We start from the raw sequence: 18,240 nt of genomic DNA, 5'->3' as shown, positions 1-18,240 counted from the left end.
GCCCACCAGCTGGGCGGCGTCTTGCAGGCCGGTGGTGGCGCCGCCTTGCAGCGTCACGTGCAGTGCGCCGTTGGTGATGGCGTAGCCGGTGGAATCGGCGTGCGAGCCGCTGACCAGCGGGGCCGATTCGTCGAGAAATTTGCGGGCGAAGGCGATGACCTTGGCGCCGCGCTTTTCGTTGTAGCCCGGGCCTTTCTCGCAGCCGTCGGCTTCCGAAATGGCGTCGGTGCCGTACAGCGCGTCGTACAGCGAGCCCCAGCGGGCGTTGGCGGCGTTCAGGGCGTAGCGGGCGTTCAGAATGGGCACCACCAGCTGCGGGCCGGCTTGCAGCGCCAGTTCGGCGTCCACGTTGGCGGTGGTGGCCTGGGCGTCCAGTGGCACCGGCACCAGGTAGCCAATGGTTTCCAGGAATTTGCGGTAACCGGCCATGTCGGTGATGGGGCCGGGGTTGGCCTGGTGCCAGGTGTTCAGCTCGGTCTGCAGGCGGTCGCGCTCGGCCAGCAGGGCGGCGTTTTTCGGGGCCAGGTCGGCCACGATGGCGTCAAAGCCTTGCCAGAACGTGGCTTCGCTCACGCCGGTGCCGGGCAGCACGCGGCTGTTGATGAAGTCGAACAGTTCGGTGGCGACTTGCAGGCCGTGGATGGTGGTGCGTTGTGTCATCGGATAGCTCCAGGAAAAAAAGGCTTCGACAGGCTCAGCCCGAAACGGTGTTGAAAAAGGAAACAGATTCAGTCAAAGAAAGCGAGTACGTCGCGCAGGTTCTGTGCCGTGCGTGTGGGCTGGGTGCCCAGTTCTTCAAACGGCATATTCTGGCGGTTGACCCACAGCGTCTGGTAGCCGTACCAGGTGGCGGCCAGCGCGTCCCAGGCGTTGCTGCTCACAAACACGATCTGGCGGGCAGGCAAACCGGTGGCTTTCTCGCCCAGCGCGTAGGCGGCAGGGTGGGTTTTGTACAGGCGGATCGGGTCGGCGCTGATGACGTGGTCGAGCAGGCCGTCCAGCCCGGCGCTGCGCACGGCAATGCCCAGCATGGCGGGGTCGCCGTTGCTCAAGATGCCGGTGGCAATGCCGCGCGCGCGCAGGGCTTGCAGCACCTCGCGGTTTTCCGGGAACGCGCTCAGGCTGCGGTATTGGTTGAGCAGTTGGGCGGCGCGGGCTTCAAAAGCGGCCCAGTCTTGCCGGGCCGCTGGCGCCACCACCTTGATGGCGTAGGCCAGGGCGCGCTGCGTGAGCGCCCAGAACGGCTGGTAGTGCGCGCCACCGTTGCTGGTGGTCACCAGGCGGGTGTATTCAATCTGTTTGTCGCGCCACAGCGTGCTCAGGCGCTGGCCTTGGCCGGGAAACAATTGCTCGGCCAGCAGCGCCACGCTGTACACATCGAACAGCGTGCCGTAGGCATCGAACAAAACAGCGCGGGGTTTTTCCATGGCTGAACTTTATTCGATACCTGTTGCGCCATTGATTTCCTGATAAGCGATTTATCTGTGACTTTTAGTGGGCTAATGCTATGGCCGATCGGGTGCCTGGCCATCGACCGGGTGCCATGGCCCATCAGCACCACACCGTTGCAGATGGTCCAGCAGCAGCTGCGCCGCCGGGGTGAGTGCGCCCGCGCCACGAAAGCACAGGGCGAACGCGCGTTCGGCCCAGGGTTCGTCCAGCGGCACCACGCGCAGGCCGTATTGCGCCGCACGCGGCAGGGCCACTTCCATCGGGATCACGCTGATCGCCAGCCGTGTGCGCACCACGCGCAGCGCGGCTTCGAAGTCGGTCACGATCATGCGGTATTTCAGGTGGCGACCTATTTCGGCAGCGGCGCGCACCAGCAGCGCCTGCACCGCGCTGTTCACCGGCAGGCCCACGTAGTCCCAATCCAGCGCGTCGGCCAACCGCAGCCGATGGGCGCTGGCCAGCGGGTGCCCGGCGTGCATCACCAGGCCCAGCCGGTCTTGGCGGTAGGGCGCGGTGCCGAGGCCGCGCAGGTCGGCGCCGTGCGGGCTCTGCCAGCAAATGCCCAGCGAGGCCACGCCGTCGCGAATGCCTTGCACCACCTGCGGGCTCGCGCGCACCTCCAATTCCACGCGGATGCCCGCGTGCTCGGGCGCTGTCAGGAAATCGGCCACGTCGTCGGCCAGCCGCTCGGCCATGACGGACGCCGTGGCCAGCACCCGCACCTGCCCGCGCACACCCGCCGCGTAGGCCGCCATGTCGCGCTCAATGCGCTGTGCGCCCAGCAGCAGTTCGCGGGCGTGCTCCCGCAGGCTTTCGCCAGCGGGTGTGGGCTCCACGCCGTGGCGCTGGCGCACCAGCAGCGGCGTGCCCAGCTGCGCTTCGAGCTGCGCCAGGCGCTTGCTCACCGCGCTGCCCACCAGGCTGGCGTCGGCGGCGGCGCGGGCGATGTTGCGGGTGTCGCACACGGCCACGAAGAGGCGCAGGCTGGTGAGGTCAAGGTCGCGCATGGTGTTGTTCCGGTTGGGAATCTCTGGGGTTCCAAAATACCGCTTTACAGCATTTTGGTGAATCCTAAACTACCCCCCAACCGGCACAAGCTCCGGGTAGGAGACAAGACATGAACAACACCCTCACCGTGCGTGAGAGGGGTCGGTGCGACGGCCTGCACAGCATCGCCCACGGGGTGTGTGCATGATGGATGCCCCGACGAACAACCACGCCCCCATGAACACCGAATTCACCGAACCCACCGAGTCCACACCTTCTGCCCCGCAGCCGCTCAAGGGCCTGCGCGTGGTCGAGTTCACCCACATGGTCATGGGCCCCACCTGCGGCATGGTGCTGGCCGACATGGGTGCCGAGGTCATCAAGGTGGAACCGATCGACGGCGACCGCACGCGCCATCTGCTGGGCTCGGGCGCGGGCTTCTTCCCCATGTTCAACCGCAACAAGAAGAGCATCGCCATCAACCTGCACACGCCCGAAGGCGCCGAGGTGGCGCGCCGCCTGGCCGCCAGTGCCGACGTGGTGGCCGAGAACTTCAAGCCCGGCACCATGAAGAAATACGGGCTGGACTATGACACCCTGTCGCAGGTGAATCCGCGGCTGATCTACGTGAGCCACAAAGGCTTTTTGCCCGGTCCGTACGAGCACCGCACCGCGCTGGACGAGGTGGTGCAGATGATGGGCGGGCTGGCCTACATGACCGGGCGCCCCGGCGACCCGCTGCGCGCGGGCACCAGCGTCAACGACATCATGGGCGGCATGTTCGGCGCCATTGGGGCGCTGGGCGCGCTGATCCAGCGCGGCATCACCGGCAAGGGGCAGGAAGTGCAAAGCGCGCTGTTTGAAAACAACGTGTTCCTGGTCGGCCAGCACATGCTGCAGTACGCCATCACGGGCCAGCCCGCCGCGCCCATGCCCGACCGCATTTCGGCCTGGGGGGTGTATGACGTGTTCACCGTCCGGAACGGCGAGCAGATATTCCTGGCGGCAGTCAGTGATGCGCAGTGGGCCACGTTTTGCGACGCCCTGGGCTTTGCCGACCTGAAGGCGGACGCGCGCTTTGCCAGCAACAACCTGCGGGTGCAGGCGCGCCCGGCGCTGCTGACCCTGTTGCGTGAGCGGCTGGCCGACCGCAGTGCGGCCGGGTTGGCGGCCTTGTTCGAGCAAGTGGGCCTGCCCTTTGCGCCCATCCGGAAACCCGAAGAGCTGTACGACGACCCGCACCTGCTGGCCACCGGCGGCCTGGCCGACATCACGCTGCCCGATGGCGAGCGCGCCGGGCAGACGGCCAAGACCACGCTGTTCCCCTTCACCATGGACGGCCAGCGTCTGGGGGTGCGACTGCAGCCGCCACGCAAGGGCGAGCACACGCAGGCGCTGCTGTCGGCGCTGGGCTACAGCGTGGACGAGATCGCGGCGCTGCTGTCGCATGCCGCCGTGGCCTGACCAGCGCAAGTAACGCCATGCTCACTCCAACAGATGTACTGATCAGCGAAGTCGGCCCGCGCGACGGCCTGCAATCGGTCAAGGCCACCATGGCCACTGCGGACAAGTTCCGCTGGATCGACGCGCTGGCCGCCAGTGGCCTGCGCGAAATCGAGGTGTGCTCTTTTGTGCCGGCCCACCTGATGCCGCAAATGGCCGATGCCGCCGAGGTGGTGCGCCACGCGCTCAGCCGCCCCGGCGTGACGGTCGCGGCCCTGGTGCCCAATCTGCGCGGCGCCGAGGCTGCCCTGCGGGCCGGTGCCCACAAGCTGACCATCCCGGTATCGGCCAGCCACGCGCATTCGCTCGCCAATGTACGCAAAACGCCCGACGAAATGGTGGAGGTGGTGCGCGCCGTTGCCCGCCTGCGTGACGCGCTGGCGCCCGGTGTGCAGATCGAGGCCGGCATTTCCACCGCCTTTGGCTGCACGCTTCAGGGCGTGGTGCCCGAAGACGAGGTGATTCGCCTGTCGGTGGCCTGCGTGGCGGCCGGGGCCGACGAGTCGGGCCTGTCGGACACCACCGGCATGGCCAACCCGGCGCAAACCCGGCGTCTGTTCCAGCGCCTGCAGGCCGAACTGGGCCACCAGGCAGGCGCGGCCCATATGCACAACACGCGCGGCCTGGGGCTGGCCAACTGCCTGGCGGCCTACGACGTGGGCGTGCGCATCTTCGACGCATCGCTAGGGGGTCTGGGCGGTTGTCCCCATGCGCCGGGCGCGTCGGGCAACGTCGTCAGCGAAGACCTGGTGTTCATGTTCGAGGCCATGGGGGTCCGCACCGGCGTGGACCTTGAAAAACTCATCGCGGCCCGCGCCTGCCTGATGGCAGGGTTGCCGGGTGAGCCCTTGTATGGCATGACGCCCGAGGCGGGGTTGCCACTGGGCTGGAAACAGGGCGCAGCCCCCGTCTGAAAAACTGTCCTGAGCGGGCCTGCGCGTAGTCAGGCGCTCTTTCTGTTTTTGGCCACTGCTGGACGGGGCTTGCCATTGCAAAACAACATGTTTCACATGTTCCCCGTGGCATCGACGGCAGGCCTGCCCCACCCTATAGTTGACCCTCGGTCACGCCGCCCTGGCGTGGCTGTCAACCTCTTCAGACCCATGCCCTCACACCCCAAAATCGACTGCCATGTGCATGTCTTCGACCCGGCCCGCTTCCCCTATGCCGCCGACGCGTGGTACCAGCCCTCGGGCGGGGAAACCGGCACGGCTGCCAATCTGGGCCAGGTGCTCGATGCCCATGGCGTGCAGCACGCGCTGATCGTGGGGCCCAACTCGGGCTATGGCCTGGACAACCGCTGCCTGCTCGATGCGCTGGCCCAAGGCGCGGGTCGCTACAAGGGTGTGGCCGTGGTCCGCGACGACGCCAGCCGCGCCGAGTTGCAAGACCTGCAGGCGGCGGGTGTGGTGGGCGTGGCCTTTAACGTGGCCTTGCTGGGCGTTGATTTTTACCAGGGCGCCGGCCCGCTGCTGGAGCGCCTGCGCGAACTGGGCCTGTGGGCCCAGGTGCAGGTGCAGGTCGACGAACTGGTGGCGCTGAAGCCGATGCTGCAGGACAGCGGCGCGCGTTTGCTGTTTGACCACTGCGGCCGCCCCGACCCGGCCGCAGGCGTGGGCCAGGCCGGGTTTGCCGCGCTGCTGGCGCTGGCGGGCACTGGCCGCGCCTGCGTCAAGCTCTCGGGGCTCACCAAATGCTCGGCCCGGCCCTACCCCTACCCGGACGCCTGGCCTTATGTGCAGGCGCTGGTGGATGCCTATACGCCGCAGGCCCTGGTCTGGGCGTCTGACTGGCCTTTTTTGCGCGCGCCCGCGCGTATCGACTACGGCCCCCTGCTGACGCTGTTTGAGCAGCTGCTGCCCGACGCCGAGGCGCGCCAGGCGGTCTGGTGGGACACGCCGCGCCGTCTGTTTGGATTTGGGCCCAGCGCCTGATGGGTTCAGGTCGGCGCCGTCCTGCCGGATGCATGAATGCTATAAAATTAATAGCTTATAACGACCATGCATCATGGGCTAGTGCCGATTTTCATGAATAAACTGGGGCCACCGCCCGCACATGCGCCAGCAGCTGGGGCAGCAGCGTGATGTCGAGCAGTTCAAATTCGGGGCGCATCGGTGAGTCTCCTTATCTCATTGTGATTGGCAATGAAGACTATTGAAACACCCCCATGGACAACATGATGGGGCTTGCCCAAAATCCGGGGTCTCGATCAACAAGGAGTTGGCTTTGAAAATTTGCATTTTGGGCGCCGGCGCGCTCGGTTGTGCCCTGGGCGGTGTGCTGACCAAAGCGGGCAACGAGGTCTGGCTGATCAACCGCAACGCCGACCAGGTCGAGGCCATGAAGCGTCGCGGCCTGCTGCTGCGCGATGGCGGCGTTGACCGCGCGGTGCCCGTGCATGCGGCGACCACGGCTGAGCCGGTGGGCGTGGCCGACCTGGTCATCGTGCTGGTCAAGTCCTTCCATACGCGCCAGGCCATGGAGGCGGCGACCTCCTTGCTCGGGCCGGACACCGCCGTGCTGTCGCTGCAAAACGGGCTCGGCCATGAAGACATCCTGGCCGACATCGTGGGTCGCGAGCGGGTGCTGGCCGGCAAGACCTATGCCGGGGGCTCGCAACTGGCGCCCGGCCATGTGCTGATCGGCACGCGCGGCAAGGATACCCACATTGGCGAGCTCGACGGGTCGCTCAGCGCGCGTGTGCAGCGCATTGCCGACACCTTTAACGCCGCCGGGCTCGAAACTTTTGTGAGCGACAACATCCTGGGCACGATGTGGGACAAGCTGCTGATCAACGTGGCGACCGGGGCGCTGAGCGGCATCACGCGCCTGACCTATGGCGAGTTGTACCAGCAGCCCGAACTCGAAGCCTGCGGCGTGGCGGCGGTGGCCGAGGCGATGGCGGTGGCCCAGGCCAGCGGCATTGTGCTGGGCATCACCGACCCGCGCGACGCCTGGCTAAAGGCTGGCGCCGGCCTGCCGTATGAGTTCAAGACCTCGATGCTGCAAAGCCTGGAAAAGGGCTCGGTCACCGAGATTGATTTTGTCAATGGCTCGGTCGTGCGCTGGGGCGCGCGCTGCGGCGTGCCGACGCCGGTCAACCAAACCCTGGTGGCCTGCATCAAGGGCGTGGAACGCGCGCTTGTGCCGAGCCTCAAGCACTGATATTTGAAAGACAACGCGCATGACGCAATAGCGACAAAACAGGGGGCGGCCGAAGCGTTTGCCTGGTGGCGCGGCGTGCGGCCCGACACCCGCGCGGTGATCGAGAAGCTGACGGTTCCATGGGTCTGATCTCCCGCTGGAGGCCCGCCATCATGTGCTGCAGCGCCGCTTTATACTGCCGGAATGAACGAGTTAGTACATTCTGCACGCACGGACAGGGCCGCCAGAAAGCCCGTGGTCAAGGCCACGCCCAGACCCGCGCCGGCCCCCCGCACCAACGACCCGGCCCGCACCATGGCCGGCATTCTGGAAGTGGCGACCACCGAGTTCGCCGCCAAGGGCCTGAGCGGTGCCCGCATCGACGCGATTGCGGCCGCCACCCAGACCAGCAAGCGCATGATTTACTACTACTTCGGCAGCAAGGAAGGCCTGTATGTGGCCGTGCTGGAGGAAGCCTACCGCCGCATGCGCAAAATCGAGGCCGAACAGCACCTGGAAGACCTGGCGCCCGAAGCGGCCCTGCGCCGGCTGGTGGAGTTCACCTTTGACCACCACAGCGGCAACCCGGACTACATCCGGCTGGTGATGACCGAAAACATGGAGCGCGGCGCCTACCTGGCGCAAAGCAAGACCATCCAGGAACTCAATGTGCCCGCCATCCAGGCGATCGCCAGCTTGTACGAACGGGGTGTGGCAGAGGGTGTGTTCCGGGCGGGTCTGGACCCCATCGACATTCACGCCTCGATATCGGCCTTGACGTTTTTCAACGTCTCGAATCAGCACACCTTTGGCCTGATTTTCAAGGAAGACGCCCGCTCCGCGCAGGCCATTGCCGCACGCCGCAACAGCATCACCGAAATGGTGGTGCGCTTCGTGCGCAGCTAGCAACTTTTGGCATAACAGCTAGCGCCGATTTGAATCATCGGCCTAGGGTAAGCCCTGAGTTTGAAAAACTAACTAGTTAGTACATTGCATGTCGGGTGCATATTCAGGAGACAAATCGTGATCCAAACATTGATAGACAAGTACTGCCGGCTGCTGTCCGGGCTGATGGCGGCCAGCCTGGCGCTGATGGTGGTGCTGGTGTTCACCAACGTGGTGTTGCGCTATGCGCTGAACTCCGGCATTGCGGTCAGCGAGGAGTTGTCGCGCTGGCTGTTTGTCTGGCTCACGTTCCTGGGCGCCATCGTGGCGCTGCATGAACACGGGCATCTGGGCACCGACATGCTGGTGGCGCGGCTGCCGGTGCTGGGCAAGAAGGTCTGCCTGGCGCTGGGGCATGTGCTGATGCTGTTCATCTGCTTGCTGATCTTCCAGGGCACGCTGGCGCAGGTCAGGATCAATTGGGACTCCACCAGCGCCGCGATGGAAGTGTCCATGGCCATTTTCTACGGCGCTGGCCTGGTGTTTTCGGTGTCGGGCGGCGTGATTTTGCTCAACGACCTGTGGCGCTTGCTCAGCGGGCAACTGCCGGACTCCGAGTTGATCGGCATCCGTGAATCCGACGACATGCCGCACGGCGACCCCCACCCTTGAGCCCGGAGAAACGCACATGACTATCGCAATTTTTCTGGGTTCCTTGCTGGCCGCCATGGCCATCGGCATCCCGATTTCGTTCTCGCTGCTGCTATGCGGCGCGGCGCTGATGTGGCACATGGACATGTTCGATGCGCAAATTCTGGCGCAAAACGTGATCAACGGGGCTGACAGCTTTCCGCTGTTGGCCGTGCCTTTCTTCATGCTGGCCGGTGAGGTCATGAACGCGGGCGGCTTGTCGCGCCGCATCGTCAACTTCGCCATGACGCTGGTGGGTCACGTCAAGGGCGGGCTGGGCTACGTGGCGATTGTGGCCGCTGTGATGCTGGCGGCCCTGTCGGGCTCAGCGGTGGCGGACGCCGCAGCGCTGTCTGCCCTGTTGTTGCCCATGATGGTGGCTGCTGGCCACGACAAGGCGCGTTCCGCAGGCTTGCTGGCATCGGCCAGCATCATCGCGCCCATCATTCCGCCCAGCATCGGCTTCGTGATCTTTGGCGTGGCGGCCAACGTGTCGATCTCCAAGCTGTTCATGGCCGGCATTTTTCCCGGCATCATGCTGGCCTTGTCGCTGGTGGTGACCTGGTGGTATGTGGCGCGCAAGGAAACCGTCGCGGTGCCGCCGCGCAAATCACGCACCGAAGTCTTCGCCGCGTTCAAGGACGCCACCTTTGCCCTGGTGCTGCCCGTGATCGTGGTGGTGGGGCTGAAGTTTGGCGTGTTCACGCCGACCGAGGCCGCCGTGGTGGCGGCGGTGTATGCCATGCTGATTTCGACGCTGGTCTACAAAGAGCTCAAGCTCAAGCAGATGTATGGCCTGTTCCTGGCGGCCGCCAAGACCACGGCGGTGATCATGTTCCTGGTGGCTGCGGCCATGGTGTCGGCCTGGCTGATCACGGTGGCGCAACTGCCCGACGAAGTGGTCGCGCTGCTGCAGCCCCTGCTGGACAGCCCCAAGCTGCTGATGTTCGCCATCATGCTGCTGGTGATGCTGGTCGGTGCGGCCATGGACATGACGCCGACCATCTTGATCCTGACGCCGGTGCTGATGCCCATCGTCAAGGCCGCAGGCATTGACCCGGTTTACTTTGGCGTGCTGTTCATCATCAACAACGCGATTGGCCTGATTACCCCGCCCGTGGGCACGGTGCTCAACACGGTAGCCGGCGTGGGCAAGGTCAGCATGGACGAGGTGACCCGGGGCGTCTGGCCTTTCATGATTGCCCAGTTCAGCATCATGTTCCTGATGGTCTTGTTCCCGCAAATCGTCATGGTGCCGGCCCGCTGGTTTTACGGCTAAATCATTCTTTTTTCCGGGTGCGGGGCGTGTCTGGTACGCCTTGCTTCGCACCTTATTTTTTGCGTACTTTGATTACTATTTCAGGAGACAACCATGAAACGCATGATGATTAAAACCTTGGTGGCCGCTGCGGCGCTGGCGGCTTTTGGTGTGGCCCACGCCCAGATCAAAGAGCACACGATCAAGTTCGCCACGCAAAACCCCAAGGGCCATCCGCTGGTGATGGGCATGGAGAAGTTTGCCGACATCGTCAAGACCAAATCCGGCGGCAAGATCAAGGTCAACCTGTTCCCCGGTGGCGTGCTCGGTGGCGATGCACCCAACGTGTCGGCCCTGCAAGGCGGAACGCTTGAAATGGTGACCATGAACTCCGGCATCCTGGCCAGCCAGGTCAAGGAATTCGCGATTTATGACTTCCCCTTCCTGTTTGCCAACAGCAAGGAAGCCGACGCCGTGGTTGATGGCCCGTTTGGCAAAAAGATGCACGCCAGGCTGCCCGAAAAAGGCATTGTGGGCCTGACCTACTGGGAACTGGGTTTCCGCAACATGACCAACAGCAAGCGCCCCATCAACAAGGTCGAAGACTTTGCGGGCCTGAAGATTCGCGTGATCCCCAACCCGATCAACCTGGACTGGGTCAAGGCACTGGGCGCCAACCCCACGCCCATGGCCTTTCCCGAGGTCTATGCGGCGCTGGAGTCCAAGGCGCTGGACGGCCAGGAGAACCCGTACTCCGTGATCTCGGCCAACAAGCTGTATGAAGTGCAAAAGCACCTCACCATCACCAACCACGTCTACAACCCGCAGTCCGTCATCATCAGCAAGAAGTTCTGGGACACGCTGAACGCCGATGAGAAAAAACTGATTGGCGATGCGGCCGTGGAAGCCGGGAAATACCAGCGCCAGGTGGCGCGCGACGCCGCTGGCACCGCACTGGCCGACCTCAAGAAGGCCGGCATGCAGGTGACCGAGTTGCCTGCCGCTGAAATGGACAAGCTGCGCGACAGCATGCGCCCCGTGATCGCCAAGTACGCGGTGTCGGTGGGTCAGGACACGGTCAAGGAAATTCAGGACGAGCTGGCCAAGGCCCGCAAGTAATTGCCGCTGGCCGTTAAAGCCCTCAGCCCGTCATTCCGGCCTGCGCCGGGATGACGGGCTGAACAGCCCGCTCTGCGTACGCTGTGCCGTGCGGACGCGATTATTGAAGTCACCCAGTTGCGGTTCAGCTTTCCCATGGGGTGAACCCTTCATTTTCTGCCCAGGCAAGGACTGCCCATGAAAATTCTCATGCTTCACGGCATCAACCACAACATGTTCGGCAAGCGCGACCCGGCGCAATACGGCACCATCACGCTCGATGAAATCAACGCCGGCCTGAGTGCTTTAGGCCAGGAACTCGGCGCTGAGATAGAGGCGTTCCAGACCAACAGCGAAGCCGGGATGTGCGAGCGCATTCACCAGGGCTTCACCGACAAGGTCGACGCCGTGCTGATCAACGCCGGCGCCTGGACCCATTACAGCTACGGCATTCGCGACGCGCTGGCGATTTTGACCTGCCCGATTGTGGAGCTGCACATGTCCAACATCCATGCCCGCGAGGCGTTCCGTCACGTGTCGGTGTTTGCCGACATCGTCAAAGGCCAGATTTGCGGCTTTGGTGCCGACAGCTACCTGTTGGCGCTGCGCGCCGCCGTCTCGGCCGCCCAGCCTGCCCGGAAGGCTTGAGTCCGCCAACCCTCACGCTGCCCCGGCGGCCCAATCTTCATCCTGACAAACTGACATGATCAACGGCAACACCGAACTCATCGCCCACATCGGCTACCCGACGCACTCGTTCAAGGCGCCGATGATCTACAACCCCTACTTTGACCACATCGGCGTCAACGCCCGGGTCATGCCCATGGGCTGCCAGAGCGCCGACTACCCGGCCTTTTTGCGCGCGGTGTTCACGCTCACCAACATCCGGGGCGCGCTGATCACCATGCCGCACAAGGTCACCACCGTGGGCTTGCTCGACCGGGTTACGCCCACCGTGGACGTCGCGGGTTCGTGCAACGCGGTGCGGCGCGGCGCCGACGGCAAGCTCGAAGGCGACATGTTCGACGGCGAAGGCTTTGTGCGCGGCGTGCTGCGCAAGGGCCTGAAGCTGGCCGGTGCGCGGGTGCTGGTGGCGGGCAGCGGCGGCGTGGGCTCGGCGATTGCCGCGTCGCTGGCAGCGGCGGGCATTGGCGCCATCAGCCTGTACGACATGAACACCGCCTCTTGCGAAGGCCTGGGCGGGCGGCTGAAAAAGCACTACCCCCGACTGGATGTCCGCACCGGCTCGAACGACCCGGCCGGCTTCGACCTGGTGGTCAACGCCACGCCCATGGGCATGAACGAGGGCGATCCGCTGCCGATGGACATCGCCCGCATTGCCCCGACCACCTTCGTCGGCGAGGTTGTCATGCGCACCGAGATGACCGCATTTCTTACCGCCGCGCAGGTGCGCGGCTGCCCGGTGCAGGTCGGCTCGGACATGCTGTTCGAGCAGATTCCGGCCTACCTGGAGTTCTTTGGCTACCCCACCGCCACGCCCGAGTTGCTGCGCTCGGTGGCGACGCTCAGCTACTGATCTTTAGTCGGCGATACGCGGAACTGAGGGCCGGGGCCGGTGGAAATATTCATCGTTAAATTGTTGTAATGGGTGTTAAATGCTGGATCATTAATCCCTTATTTATACATAATTTGACATGGCCAAACTCAAGCAGCTCGAATCTTTTGTGTCCGTGGTCGCGCGCGGCAGCTTGACGGCAGCCGCCCATGCCGAAGGCGTGGCGCCCGCCATCATGGGCCGGCGGCTCGATGCGCTGGAAGAGCGGCTGGGCGTCAAACTGCTGGTGCGCACCACGCGGCGCATCACCCTCACGCACGAGGGCAGCGCTTTTCTGGAAGACTGCCAGCGCCTGCTGGCCGACCTGGCCAATGCCGAGGCCAGCGTGTCGGCAGGGGGCGTCAAGGCCAGCGGTCATTTGCGCATCACGGCGCCGGCCGGATTTGGCCGCCGCCACGTGGCGCCGCTGGTGCCCCGATTCCGCGCGCAGCATGTCGATGTCACGATCACGCTGAACCTGAGCGATCGCGTGGTCGATCTGGCCGGCGAGGGCTTTGACTGCGCAGTGCGCGTCGGCGACATGCCCGACTCGTCGCTCGTCAGCGTGCGCATGGCCGACAACCGGCGCCTGTGCGTGGCCACGCCGCGCTACCTGCAAACCCATGGCACGCCGCAGCACCCCGGCGAACTGGCCAAATTTGACTGCCTCACGCTGTCCAGCGAGGCCTCGCAGACGCGCGGCTGGGCCTTCACGGTGGAGGGCGAGCTGCTGCACCTCAAGCCCGGCGGCCCGCTGGATTGCTCCGACGGGCAGGTGCTGCACGACTGGTGCCTGGCCGGCTATGGCATCGCCTGGCGCAGCACCTGGGAGGTCGAGTCGGAACTGGCCGCCGGCCGGCTGGTGGCGGTGCTGGAGGACTTTACCGCGCCGCCCAACGGCATTTATGCCGTGTTTCCGCAGCGCAAGCATTTGCCGCTGCGGGTGCGGCTGTGGATCGATTTTTTGAAGCACCATTACAGTCGGCCCGAGTTCTGGCGCGCGCCGGCCGCCGTGCCGGCTTGATGCGCTAATCCAGCAATCCGGCCAGCAGCCACAGCGCGGCGCCCCCCATCATCACCGCCACCAGCGCATCGAGTGCGCGCCAGATGCGCGGTGAATTGAGCCGCTGCCCCAAGCCCAGCGCGCTGAACCACAGCAGCGAGCCGGTCGCCGCGCCCATGCCAAACACCGCGTTGTCAGGCTGCGCATAGGCCATCAAGCGGGCCGCGCAGGCGCGCTTGCTGCAGGATTGACGCCGGGCCGGCGATTGGTGCGGCCGCCGGTTTGCCCGCAGCGGGCCTGGCTGCGGAAATTTTATATAAAACAAGGCTTTTGCCAAGAAGATACGGGCGCTTATAGCTATTAAAAAAATAGCATGGTGTGGCGGCTGCCCGCACTGCAATCCGGTTGTGCCGCGCGCGCTTTCCTGTCGGTGAGGGCGCGGTCGGGTCGGCCGGCCCCGGCCGCTGCCGTGCCCGGCTGCCTTAACCGTAAAATCGTCCGATGCTCTCGATTAAAAAAGACCTGCTCGCAGCCCTGGCTGACGCGCTCGAACAACTCTCCCCCGGCGCCGGCACCAAGGCCGCTTTTGAATCCCCCAAAGTGGCGGCCCATGGCGACTTCGCCTGCACGGCGGCCATGCAGCTGGCCAAGCCGCTCAAGCAAAACCCCCGCCAAACGGCCGAAGCCCTGCGCGCGCTGCTGCTGCAGGCGCCGGCCGTCGAGCGCTGGGTGGACGCGATTGAAATTGCCGGTCCGGGCTTCATCAACATCCGGCTCAAGCCCGCCGCCAAGCAGGAAACCGTGCGCGAGGTGTTGCAGGCAGGGGCCCAGTACGGCCGCGAGCCCGAGGGCAGCCAGCCGCGCATGATCGTCGAGTTTGTCTCGGCCAACCCGACCGGCCCGCTGCATGTGGGCCATGGCCGGCAGGCGGCGCTGGGCGATGCGATCTGCAACCTGTTTGCCACGCAGGGCGCGCAGGTCTGGCGCGAGTTCTATTACAACGACGCCGGGGTGCAAATCCACACCCTGGCCACCAGCACCCAGGCGCGCGCCAGGGGCCTGAAACCGGGCGATGCCGACTGGCCCGAGCTGGCCTACAACGGCGACTACATTGCCGACATCGCCGCCGACTTTCTGGCCGGCAAAACCGTCAAGTCCGATGACCGCGAATTCACCGCCTCGGGCGACATCGAGGACATGGAGGCGATCCGCCAGTTCGCCGTGGCCTACCTGCGCCACGAGCAGGACCTGGACTTGCAGGCCTTTTCGGTCCGCTTTGACAACTATTACCTCGAGTCCAGCCTGTACCGCTCGGGCCGCGTCGAATCCACCGTGGCCCGGCTCAAGGACGCCGGCAAAACCTACGAGCAGGACGGCGCGCTGTGGCTCAAGTCGACCGACTACGGCGACGACAAGGACCGCGTCATGAAAAAGAGCGACGGCACGTTCACTTACTTTGTGCCCGACGTGGCCTACCACCTGGCCAAGTGGGAGCGCGGTTTTGCCAAAGCCATCAACATCCAGGGCATGGACCACCACGGCACCATCGCCCGCGTTCGCGCCGGCCTGCAGGCGGCCGATGCCGGCGTGCCGCTGGGCTACCCCGACTACGTGCTGCACACCATGGTGCGCGTGGTGCGCAACGGCGAAGAGGTCAAGATATCCAAACGCGCCGGCAGTTACGTCACGCTGCGCGACCTGATTGAATGGACCAGCGCCGACGCCGTGCGTTTCTTTTTGCTCAGCCGCAAGCCCGACACCGAATACATCTTCGACATCGATCTGGCGCTGGCCAGGAACAATGAAAACCCGGTGTACTACGTGCAATATGCCCATGCGCGCATTTGCTCCATCCTGACGACGTGGGCAGCTCAGGGCGGCGATGAAGGCCATCTGAAGGACGTGGACCTGTCCGCGCTTTCCAGCCCGCAGGCCCAGGCCCTGATGCTGCTGCTGGCCAAGTACCCCGACATGCTCAGCCATGCGGCCAGCGGTCTGGCGCCGCACGACGTGGCGTTTTACCTGCGTGAACTGGCGGCCTGCTACCACAGCTATTACGATGCCGAGCGGATTCTGGTCGACGACGAAGCGGTCAAGCTGGCGCGCCTGGCGCTCATCGCGGCCACCGCGCAGGTGTTGCACAATGGACTCGCGGTGCTGGGCGTCAGCGCCCCGCGCAAGATGTAAAGAGCGCTGACGTATGCAGGTATTCAGATTTAGGCAAAAAAGCTGGGCAAGGTATGAATAAACAACGAGGTGGAACCCTGCTGGGTTTGATTATTGGCGCCCTGATTGGCCTGGGCGCTGCGCTGGCCGTGGCGGTTTACATCACGAAGGTGCCCGTCCCTTTCATGAACAAGAGCCAGCCACGCAGCCCCGACAGTGATGCGATGGAGGCCAAAAAGAACCGGGACTGGAACCCGAACGCCCCATTGGCCGGGAAAAACGCCATCAAGCCGCCCCAGGCCTCCGGTGAAGTGGGCAGCGTCATTGCGCCTGACCCGGATGTGGTGACGGCCCCCAAAGCGGCGGCATCGGCGGCCGCCAAACCTGAAAAACCTGCCAAGCCTGCCGTTTCCGCGGACCCGCTGGGCGATCTGGCCAAGTCCAGGACGCAGGCGTCAACCGCCGGCTCGGGTCCTGATCCGTTTAATTATTTCATCCAGGTTGGCGCATTCCGCACGCCGGAAGACGCGGAGCAGCAGCGCGCCAAATTGCTGCTGCTGGGCATGCAGGCCAGGGTGACCGAGCGCGAGCAGTCGGGCCGAACCGTATACCGCGTGCGCGTGGGTCCGTTTGACAAAAAAGCCGATGCCGACAAGGCCAAGGAACGGCTGGACGACAACTCGATAGAAACTGCGCTGGTCAGGGTTCAGCGATAAGTTGTCTGAACTTTTCCGGGCCGGGGGGTCAAATCTTTACGCGGGGTAAATACGGCATCGTTGCTGCACTGTTACGGTCAAGTGTCGCTGTCGCATTTGTTTTGTAGCAGCCCGGCTGTCCCCGCTATCCGAGTTATTCCAGGAGAAAAAATTGATTCAACGACGTGAGTTTTCGCTTTCAGCCGCTTCCATGGCCGCTGCAGCCACTTGGGGCGCCGCCGTGCTGCCCACCGCGGCGCAAGCCCAGGCCAAGGCCTTCAAGGACGGTACCGATTATTTGACGCTGGACAAGCCTGCGCCGACCGAGGTCGCAGCAGGACAGGTCGAAGTCGTCGAGTTCTTCTGGTACAGCTGCCCGCACTGCAACAGCTTTGAGCCGCAACTCGATGCCTGGGTCAAAAAAGCGCCCAAAGACGTGGTCCTCAGGCGCGTTCCGGTGTCTTTCCGCCCCGATTTTGAACCGCAGCAGCGTCTCTACTATGTGCTCGAAGGCATGGGCAAGGTCGACGAGCTCCATAAAAAAGTGTTTTACGCCATCCATGTCGAAAAGCAGGCGCTCAACACCGCCGCGCTGGTGGCGGCCTGGGCTGAAAAGCAGGGCCTCGACAAGGCGAAGTTCACCGAGATGTACAACTCGTTTTCCGTCAGCACCAAGGCCCGCAAGGCCACGCAACTGCAGGATCTCTACAAGGTGGACGGCGTGCCGGCACTCGGCGTTGGCGGGCGTTACTACACCTCCGGCTCGCTGGCGCAGACCATGGAGCGCGCGCTGCTGGTGACTGATTACCTGATCGGGCAAGCCCGCGGCAAGGCCCGTTAAGGCCGCCTCAGGCGAGAAAAGCTGCAGGCGCAACGCTCTTGCCCGGAAACCCGCCAAGCCCTGGCGGGTTTTTTTAAGCCTAATTTTTGGTCGCAGCCATTCCCGCAGCTGGCATGGATACAATGACAAATCCCACCAAGCAGCAAGATTCGTGCCTTATGAAACACCGCTTTTTATCCCTGATCGTGACGGCCGCGCTGGCAGCGGCGGGGGTGTTTCCGGCCGCCGCTGAAACCGCCGACCGCGACAAGCCCATGAATGCCGAGGCCGATGCCTTGCGTTACGACGACCTCAAGCAGTCCAGTGTGTTCACGGGCAACGTGGTCATCACCAAAGGCACGACCATCATCCGCGGCGAGCGGGTGGATGTAAACCAGGACCCCGAGGGTTACCAGCAGGCCGTCGCCATTGCCGCGCCCGGCAAGCTGGCTTTTTACCGGAAAAAGCGCGAGGGCGTCGATGAGTACATCGAGGGCGAGGGCGAGCGTATCGAGTACGACAGCCGCGCCGACAACGTCAAGTTCATCGGGCGCGCCGTGATGCGCCGCTACAAGGGCGCGACCCTGGCCGACGAAACCACCGGCGGCCTGATTGTGTACAACAACATCACCGACGTGTTTACGGTGGACGGCGGCGCGCAAAACCGCACGGCCGCCAACCCGAGCGGGCGGGTTCGCGCCATGCTCTCGCCGCGCGCTGCCGCACCGGGCGCCGCCGTGCCGCCTCCCGCCGGGCCTGCGCCCAGCCTGCGTCCCAGCACCACGCTGGGCATTCCCAACAACTAGAAAGAGCCTGCAACCGATGAATGGGGAGACTGACACGACCGCTACAGCAACAGCTTCAGCCATGGCAACGCCCAGCCGCCTGGTGGCGCAGGGCCTGCAAAAATCCTATGGCAGCCGCAAGGTGGTCAAGGATGTGTCGCTGACCGTGGAAAAGGGCGAAGTGGTCGGCCTGCTGGGC

General features: G+C 64.4%; 18 protein-coding genes and 3 pseudogenes. 17 read left to right on the top strand and 4 right to left on the bottom strand.

Going from position 1 to position 18,240, the window contains the following annotated elements:
• From Q8K05_RS14535 to Q8K05_RS14525, 3 genes and pseudogenes are all read right to left on the bottom strand, one after another.
• Nucleotides 1-660 (bottom strand): annotated as a pseudogene (locus Q8K05_RS14535) (malate synthase G); the annotation flags it as partial.
• 68 nt (nt 661-728) lie between these two features.
• Entirely contained in the window at nt 729-1,427 is a 699-nt protein-coding gene (locus tag Q8K05_RS14530) for a haloacid dehalogenase type II (RefSeq protein WP_305247346.1), read from the bottom strand.
• A 78-nt stretch (nt 1,428-1,505) separates the two neighbouring features.
• A complete protein-coding gene (locus tag Q8K05_RS14525; RefSeq protein ID WP_305247345.1) occupies nt 1,506-2,459 on the bottom strand; it encodes a LysR family transcriptional regulator in 954 nt (317 codons plus the stop codon).
• A gap of 217 nt (nt 2,460-2,676) precedes the next feature.
• Here Q8K05_RS14525 and Q8K05_RS14520 point away from each other — a divergent pair, with 217 nt between their 5' ends.
• From Q8K05_RS14520 to Q8K05_RS14465, 12 genes and pseudogenes are all read left to right on the top strand, one after another.
• Nucleotides 2,677-3,903 (top strand): CaiB/BaiF CoA-transferase family protein, encoded by a 1,227-nt coding sequence (locus Q8K05_RS14520; RefSeq protein WP_305247344.1) that lies wholly within the window; start codon nt 2,677-2,679, stop codon nt 3,901-3,903.
• 17 nt (nt 3,904-3,920) lie between these two features.
• A complete protein-coding gene (locus Q8K05_RS14515) occupies nt 3,921-4,856 on the top strand; it encodes a hydroxymethylglutaryl-CoA lyase (protein WP_305247343.1) in 936 nt (311 codons plus the stop codon).
• A 189-nt stretch (nt 4,857-5,045) separates the two neighbouring features.
• Complete coding sequence (locus Q8K05_RS14510) at nt 5,046-5,876, top strand: amidohydrolase (RefSeq protein WP_305247342.1); 831 nt, start codon at nt 5,046-5,048, stop codon at nt 5,874-5,876.
• Nucleotides 5,877-6,168: 292 nt separating this feature from the next.
• Nucleotides 6,169-7,107 (top strand): ketopantoate reductase family protein, encoded by a 939-nt coding sequence (locus Q8K05_RS14505; protein WP_305247341.1) that lies wholly within the window; start codon nt 6,169-6,171, stop codon nt 7,105-7,107.
• A 45-nt stretch (nt 7,108-7,152) separates the two neighbouring features.
• Nucleotides 7,153-7,236: pseudogene (aroE, locus tag Q8K05_RS14500) on the top strand (shikimate dehydrogenase); the annotation flags it as partial.
• 54 nt (nt 7,237-7,290) lie between these two features.
• The gene (locus tag Q8K05_RS14495; protein ID WP_305247340.1) at nt 7,291-7,992 is read left to right on the top strand and encodes a TetR/AcrR family transcriptional regulator; all 702 of its coding nucleotides are present in this window, start codon (nt 7,291-7,293) and stop codon (nt 7,990-7,992) included.
• Nucleotides 7,993-8,109: 117 nt separating this feature from the next.
• Nucleotides 8,110-8,643, top strand: a complete 534-nt coding sequence (locus Q8K05_RS14490) for a TRAP transporter small permease (RefSeq protein ID WP_305247339.1) — start codon at nt 8,110-8,112, stop codon at nt 8,641-8,643.
• Between the two features lie 16 nt (nt 8,644-8,659).
• On the top strand, nt 8,660-9,940 hold the full coding sequence (locus Q8K05_RS14485; RefSeq protein ID WP_305247338.1) for a TRAP transporter large permease subunit: 1,281 nt from the start codon (nt 8,660-8,662) through the stop codon (nt 9,938-9,940).
• Nucleotides 9,941-10,033: 93 nt separating this feature from the next.
• Nucleotides 10,034-11,038 carry a TRAP transporter substrate-binding protein gene (locus tag Q8K05_RS14480; protein ID WP_305247337.1) on the top strand — a complete coding sequence of 335 codons (1,005 nt, stop codon included), beginning with the start codon at nt 10,034-10,036 and terminating at the stop codon, nt 11,036-11,038.
• Between the two features lie 177 nt (nt 11,039-11,215).
• A complete protein-coding gene (aroQ, locus tag Q8K05_RS14475) occupies nt 11,216-11,665 on the top strand; it encodes a type II 3-dehydroquinate dehydratase (protein ID WP_305247336.1) in 450 nt (149 codons plus the stop codon).
• Between the two features lie 55 nt (nt 11,666-11,720).
• Entirely contained in the window at nt 11,721-12,554 is an 834-nt protein-coding gene (locus Q8K05_RS14470; protein WP_305247335.1) for a shikimate dehydrogenase, read from the top strand.
• A gap of 118 nt (nt 12,555-12,672) precedes the next feature.
• A complete protein-coding gene (locus Q8K05_RS14465) occupies nt 12,673-13,596 on the top strand; it encodes a LysR family transcriptional regulator (RefSeq protein WP_305247334.1) in 924 nt (307 codons plus the stop codon).
• A 4-nt stretch (nt 13,597-13,600) separates the two neighbouring features.
• On the opposite strand, the gene Q8K05_RS14460 is transcribed toward Q8K05_RS14465, so the two are convergent.
• A complete protein-coding gene (locus tag Q8K05_RS14460; RefSeq protein ID WP_370868865.1) occupies nt 13,601-13,789 on the bottom strand; it encodes a hypothetical protein in 189 nt (62 codons plus the stop codon).
• Nucleotides 13,790-14,076: 287 nt separating this feature from the next.
• Between Q8K05_RS14460 and argS the strand changes: the two genes are divergently transcribed.
• The 5 genes and pseudogenes from argS to Q8K05_RS14435 all read left to right on the top strand — a co-directional run.
• The gene (gene argS, locus Q8K05_RS14455; protein WP_305247333.1) at nt 14,077-15,762 is read left to right on the top strand and encodes an arginine--tRNA ligase; all 1,686 of its coding nucleotides are present in this window, start codon (nt 14,077-14,079) and stop codon (nt 15,760-15,762) included.
• A 53-nt stretch (nt 15,763-15,815) separates the two neighbouring features.
• A complete protein-coding gene (locus Q8K05_RS14450; RefSeq protein WP_305247332.1) occupies nt 15,816-16,457 on the top strand; it encodes an SPOR domain-containing protein in 642 nt (213 codons plus the stop codon).
• A gap of 154 nt (nt 16,458-16,611) precedes the next feature.
• The gene (locus tag Q8K05_RS14445) at nt 16,612-17,277 is read left to right on the top strand and encodes a thiol:disulfide interchange protein DsbA/DsbL (RefSeq protein WP_305247347.1); all 666 of its coding nucleotides are present in this window, start codon (nt 16,612-16,614) and stop codon (nt 17,275-17,277) included.
• Between the two features lie 158 nt (nt 17,278-17,435).
• On the top strand, nt 17,436-18,062 hold the full coding sequence (gene lptA, locus Q8K05_RS14440; RefSeq protein ID WP_305247331.1) for a lipopolysaccharide transport periplasmic protein LptA: 627 nt from the start codon (nt 17,436-17,438) through the stop codon (nt 18,060-18,062).
• A gap of 16 nt (nt 18,063-18,078) precedes the next feature.
• A pseudogene (locus Q8K05_RS14435) lies at nt 18,079-18,240 on the top strand (LPS export ABC transporter ATP-binding protein); the annotation flags it as partial.

Origin of the sequence: Polaromonas sp. (genome assembly GCF_030682935.1) — a bacterium.
In the GTDB taxonomy this organism is placed as follows: Bacteria; Pseudomonadota; Gammaproteobacteria; order Burkholderiales; family Burkholderiaceae_C; genus Polaromonas.
Note: the sequence above shows the minus strand (reverse complement) of the source record. Positions and strands in the feature narration are given on the sequence as shown.

What these genes read in the sequence shown, in the direction of transcription:
- Q8K05_RS14495 (WP_305247340.1), top strand. Translation starts at nt 7,291, where the DNA reads ATGAACGAGTTAGTACATTCTGCACGCACGGACAGGGCCGCCAGAAAG.
- Q8K05_RS14460 (WP_370868865.1), bottom strand. Translation starts at nt 13,789, where the DNA reads ATGGCCTATGCGCAGCCTGACAACGCGGTGTTTGGCATGGGCGCGGCG.
- Q8K05_RS14510 (WP_305247342.1), top strand. Translation starts at nt 5,046, where the DNA reads ATGCCCTCACACCCCAAAATCGACTGCCATGTGCATGTCTTCGACCCG.
- Q8K05_RS14480 (WP_305247337.1), top strand. Translation starts at nt 10,034, where the DNA reads ATGAAACGCATGATGATTAAAACCTTGGTGGCCGCTGCGGCGCTGGCG.
- lptA (WP_305247331.1), top strand. Translation starts at nt 17,436, where the DNA reads ATGAAACACCGCTTTTTATCCCTGATCGTGACGGCCGCGCTGGCAGCG.
- Q8K05_RS14485 (WP_305247338.1), top strand. Translation starts at nt 8,660, where the DNA reads ATGACTATCGCAATTTTTCTGGGTTCCTTGCTGGCCGCCATGGCCATC.
- Q8K05_RS14525 (WP_305247345.1), bottom strand. Translation starts at nt 2,459, where the DNA reads ATGCGCGACCTTGACCTCACCAGCCTGCGCCTCTTCGTGGCCGTGTGC.
- Q8K05_RS14515 (WP_305247343.1), top strand. Translation starts at nt 3,921, where the DNA reads ATGCTCACTCCAACAGATGTACTGATCAGCGAAGTCGGCCCGCGCGAC.
- Q8K05_RS14530 (WP_305247346.1), bottom strand. Translation starts at nt 1,427, where the DNA reads ATGGAAAAACCCCGCGCTGTTTTGTTCGATGCCTACGGCACGCTGTTC.
- argS (WP_305247333.1), top strand. Translation starts at nt 14,077, where the DNA reads ATGCTCTCGATTAAAAAAGACCTGCTCGCAGCCCTGGCTGACGCGCTC.
- Q8K05_RS14520 (WP_305247344.1), top strand. Translation starts at nt 2,677, where the DNA reads ATGAACACCGAATTCACCGAACCCACCGAGTCCACACCTTCTGCCCCG.
- Q8K05_RS14465 (WP_305247334.1), top strand. Translation starts at nt 12,673, where the DNA reads ATGGCCAAACTCAAGCAGCTCGAATCTTTTGTGTCCGTGGTCGCGCGC.
- Q8K05_RS14450 (WP_305247332.1), top strand. Translation starts at nt 15,816, where the DNA reads ATGAATAAACAACGAGGTGGAACCCTGCTGGGTTTGATTATTGGCGCC.
- Q8K05_RS14470 (WP_305247335.1), top strand. Translation starts at nt 11,721, where the DNA reads ATGATCAACGGCAACACCGAACTCATCGCCCACATCGGCTACCCGACG.
- aroQ (WP_305247336.1), top strand. Translation starts at nt 11,216, where the DNA reads ATGAAAATTCTCATGCTTCACGGCATCAACCACAACATGTTCGGCAAG.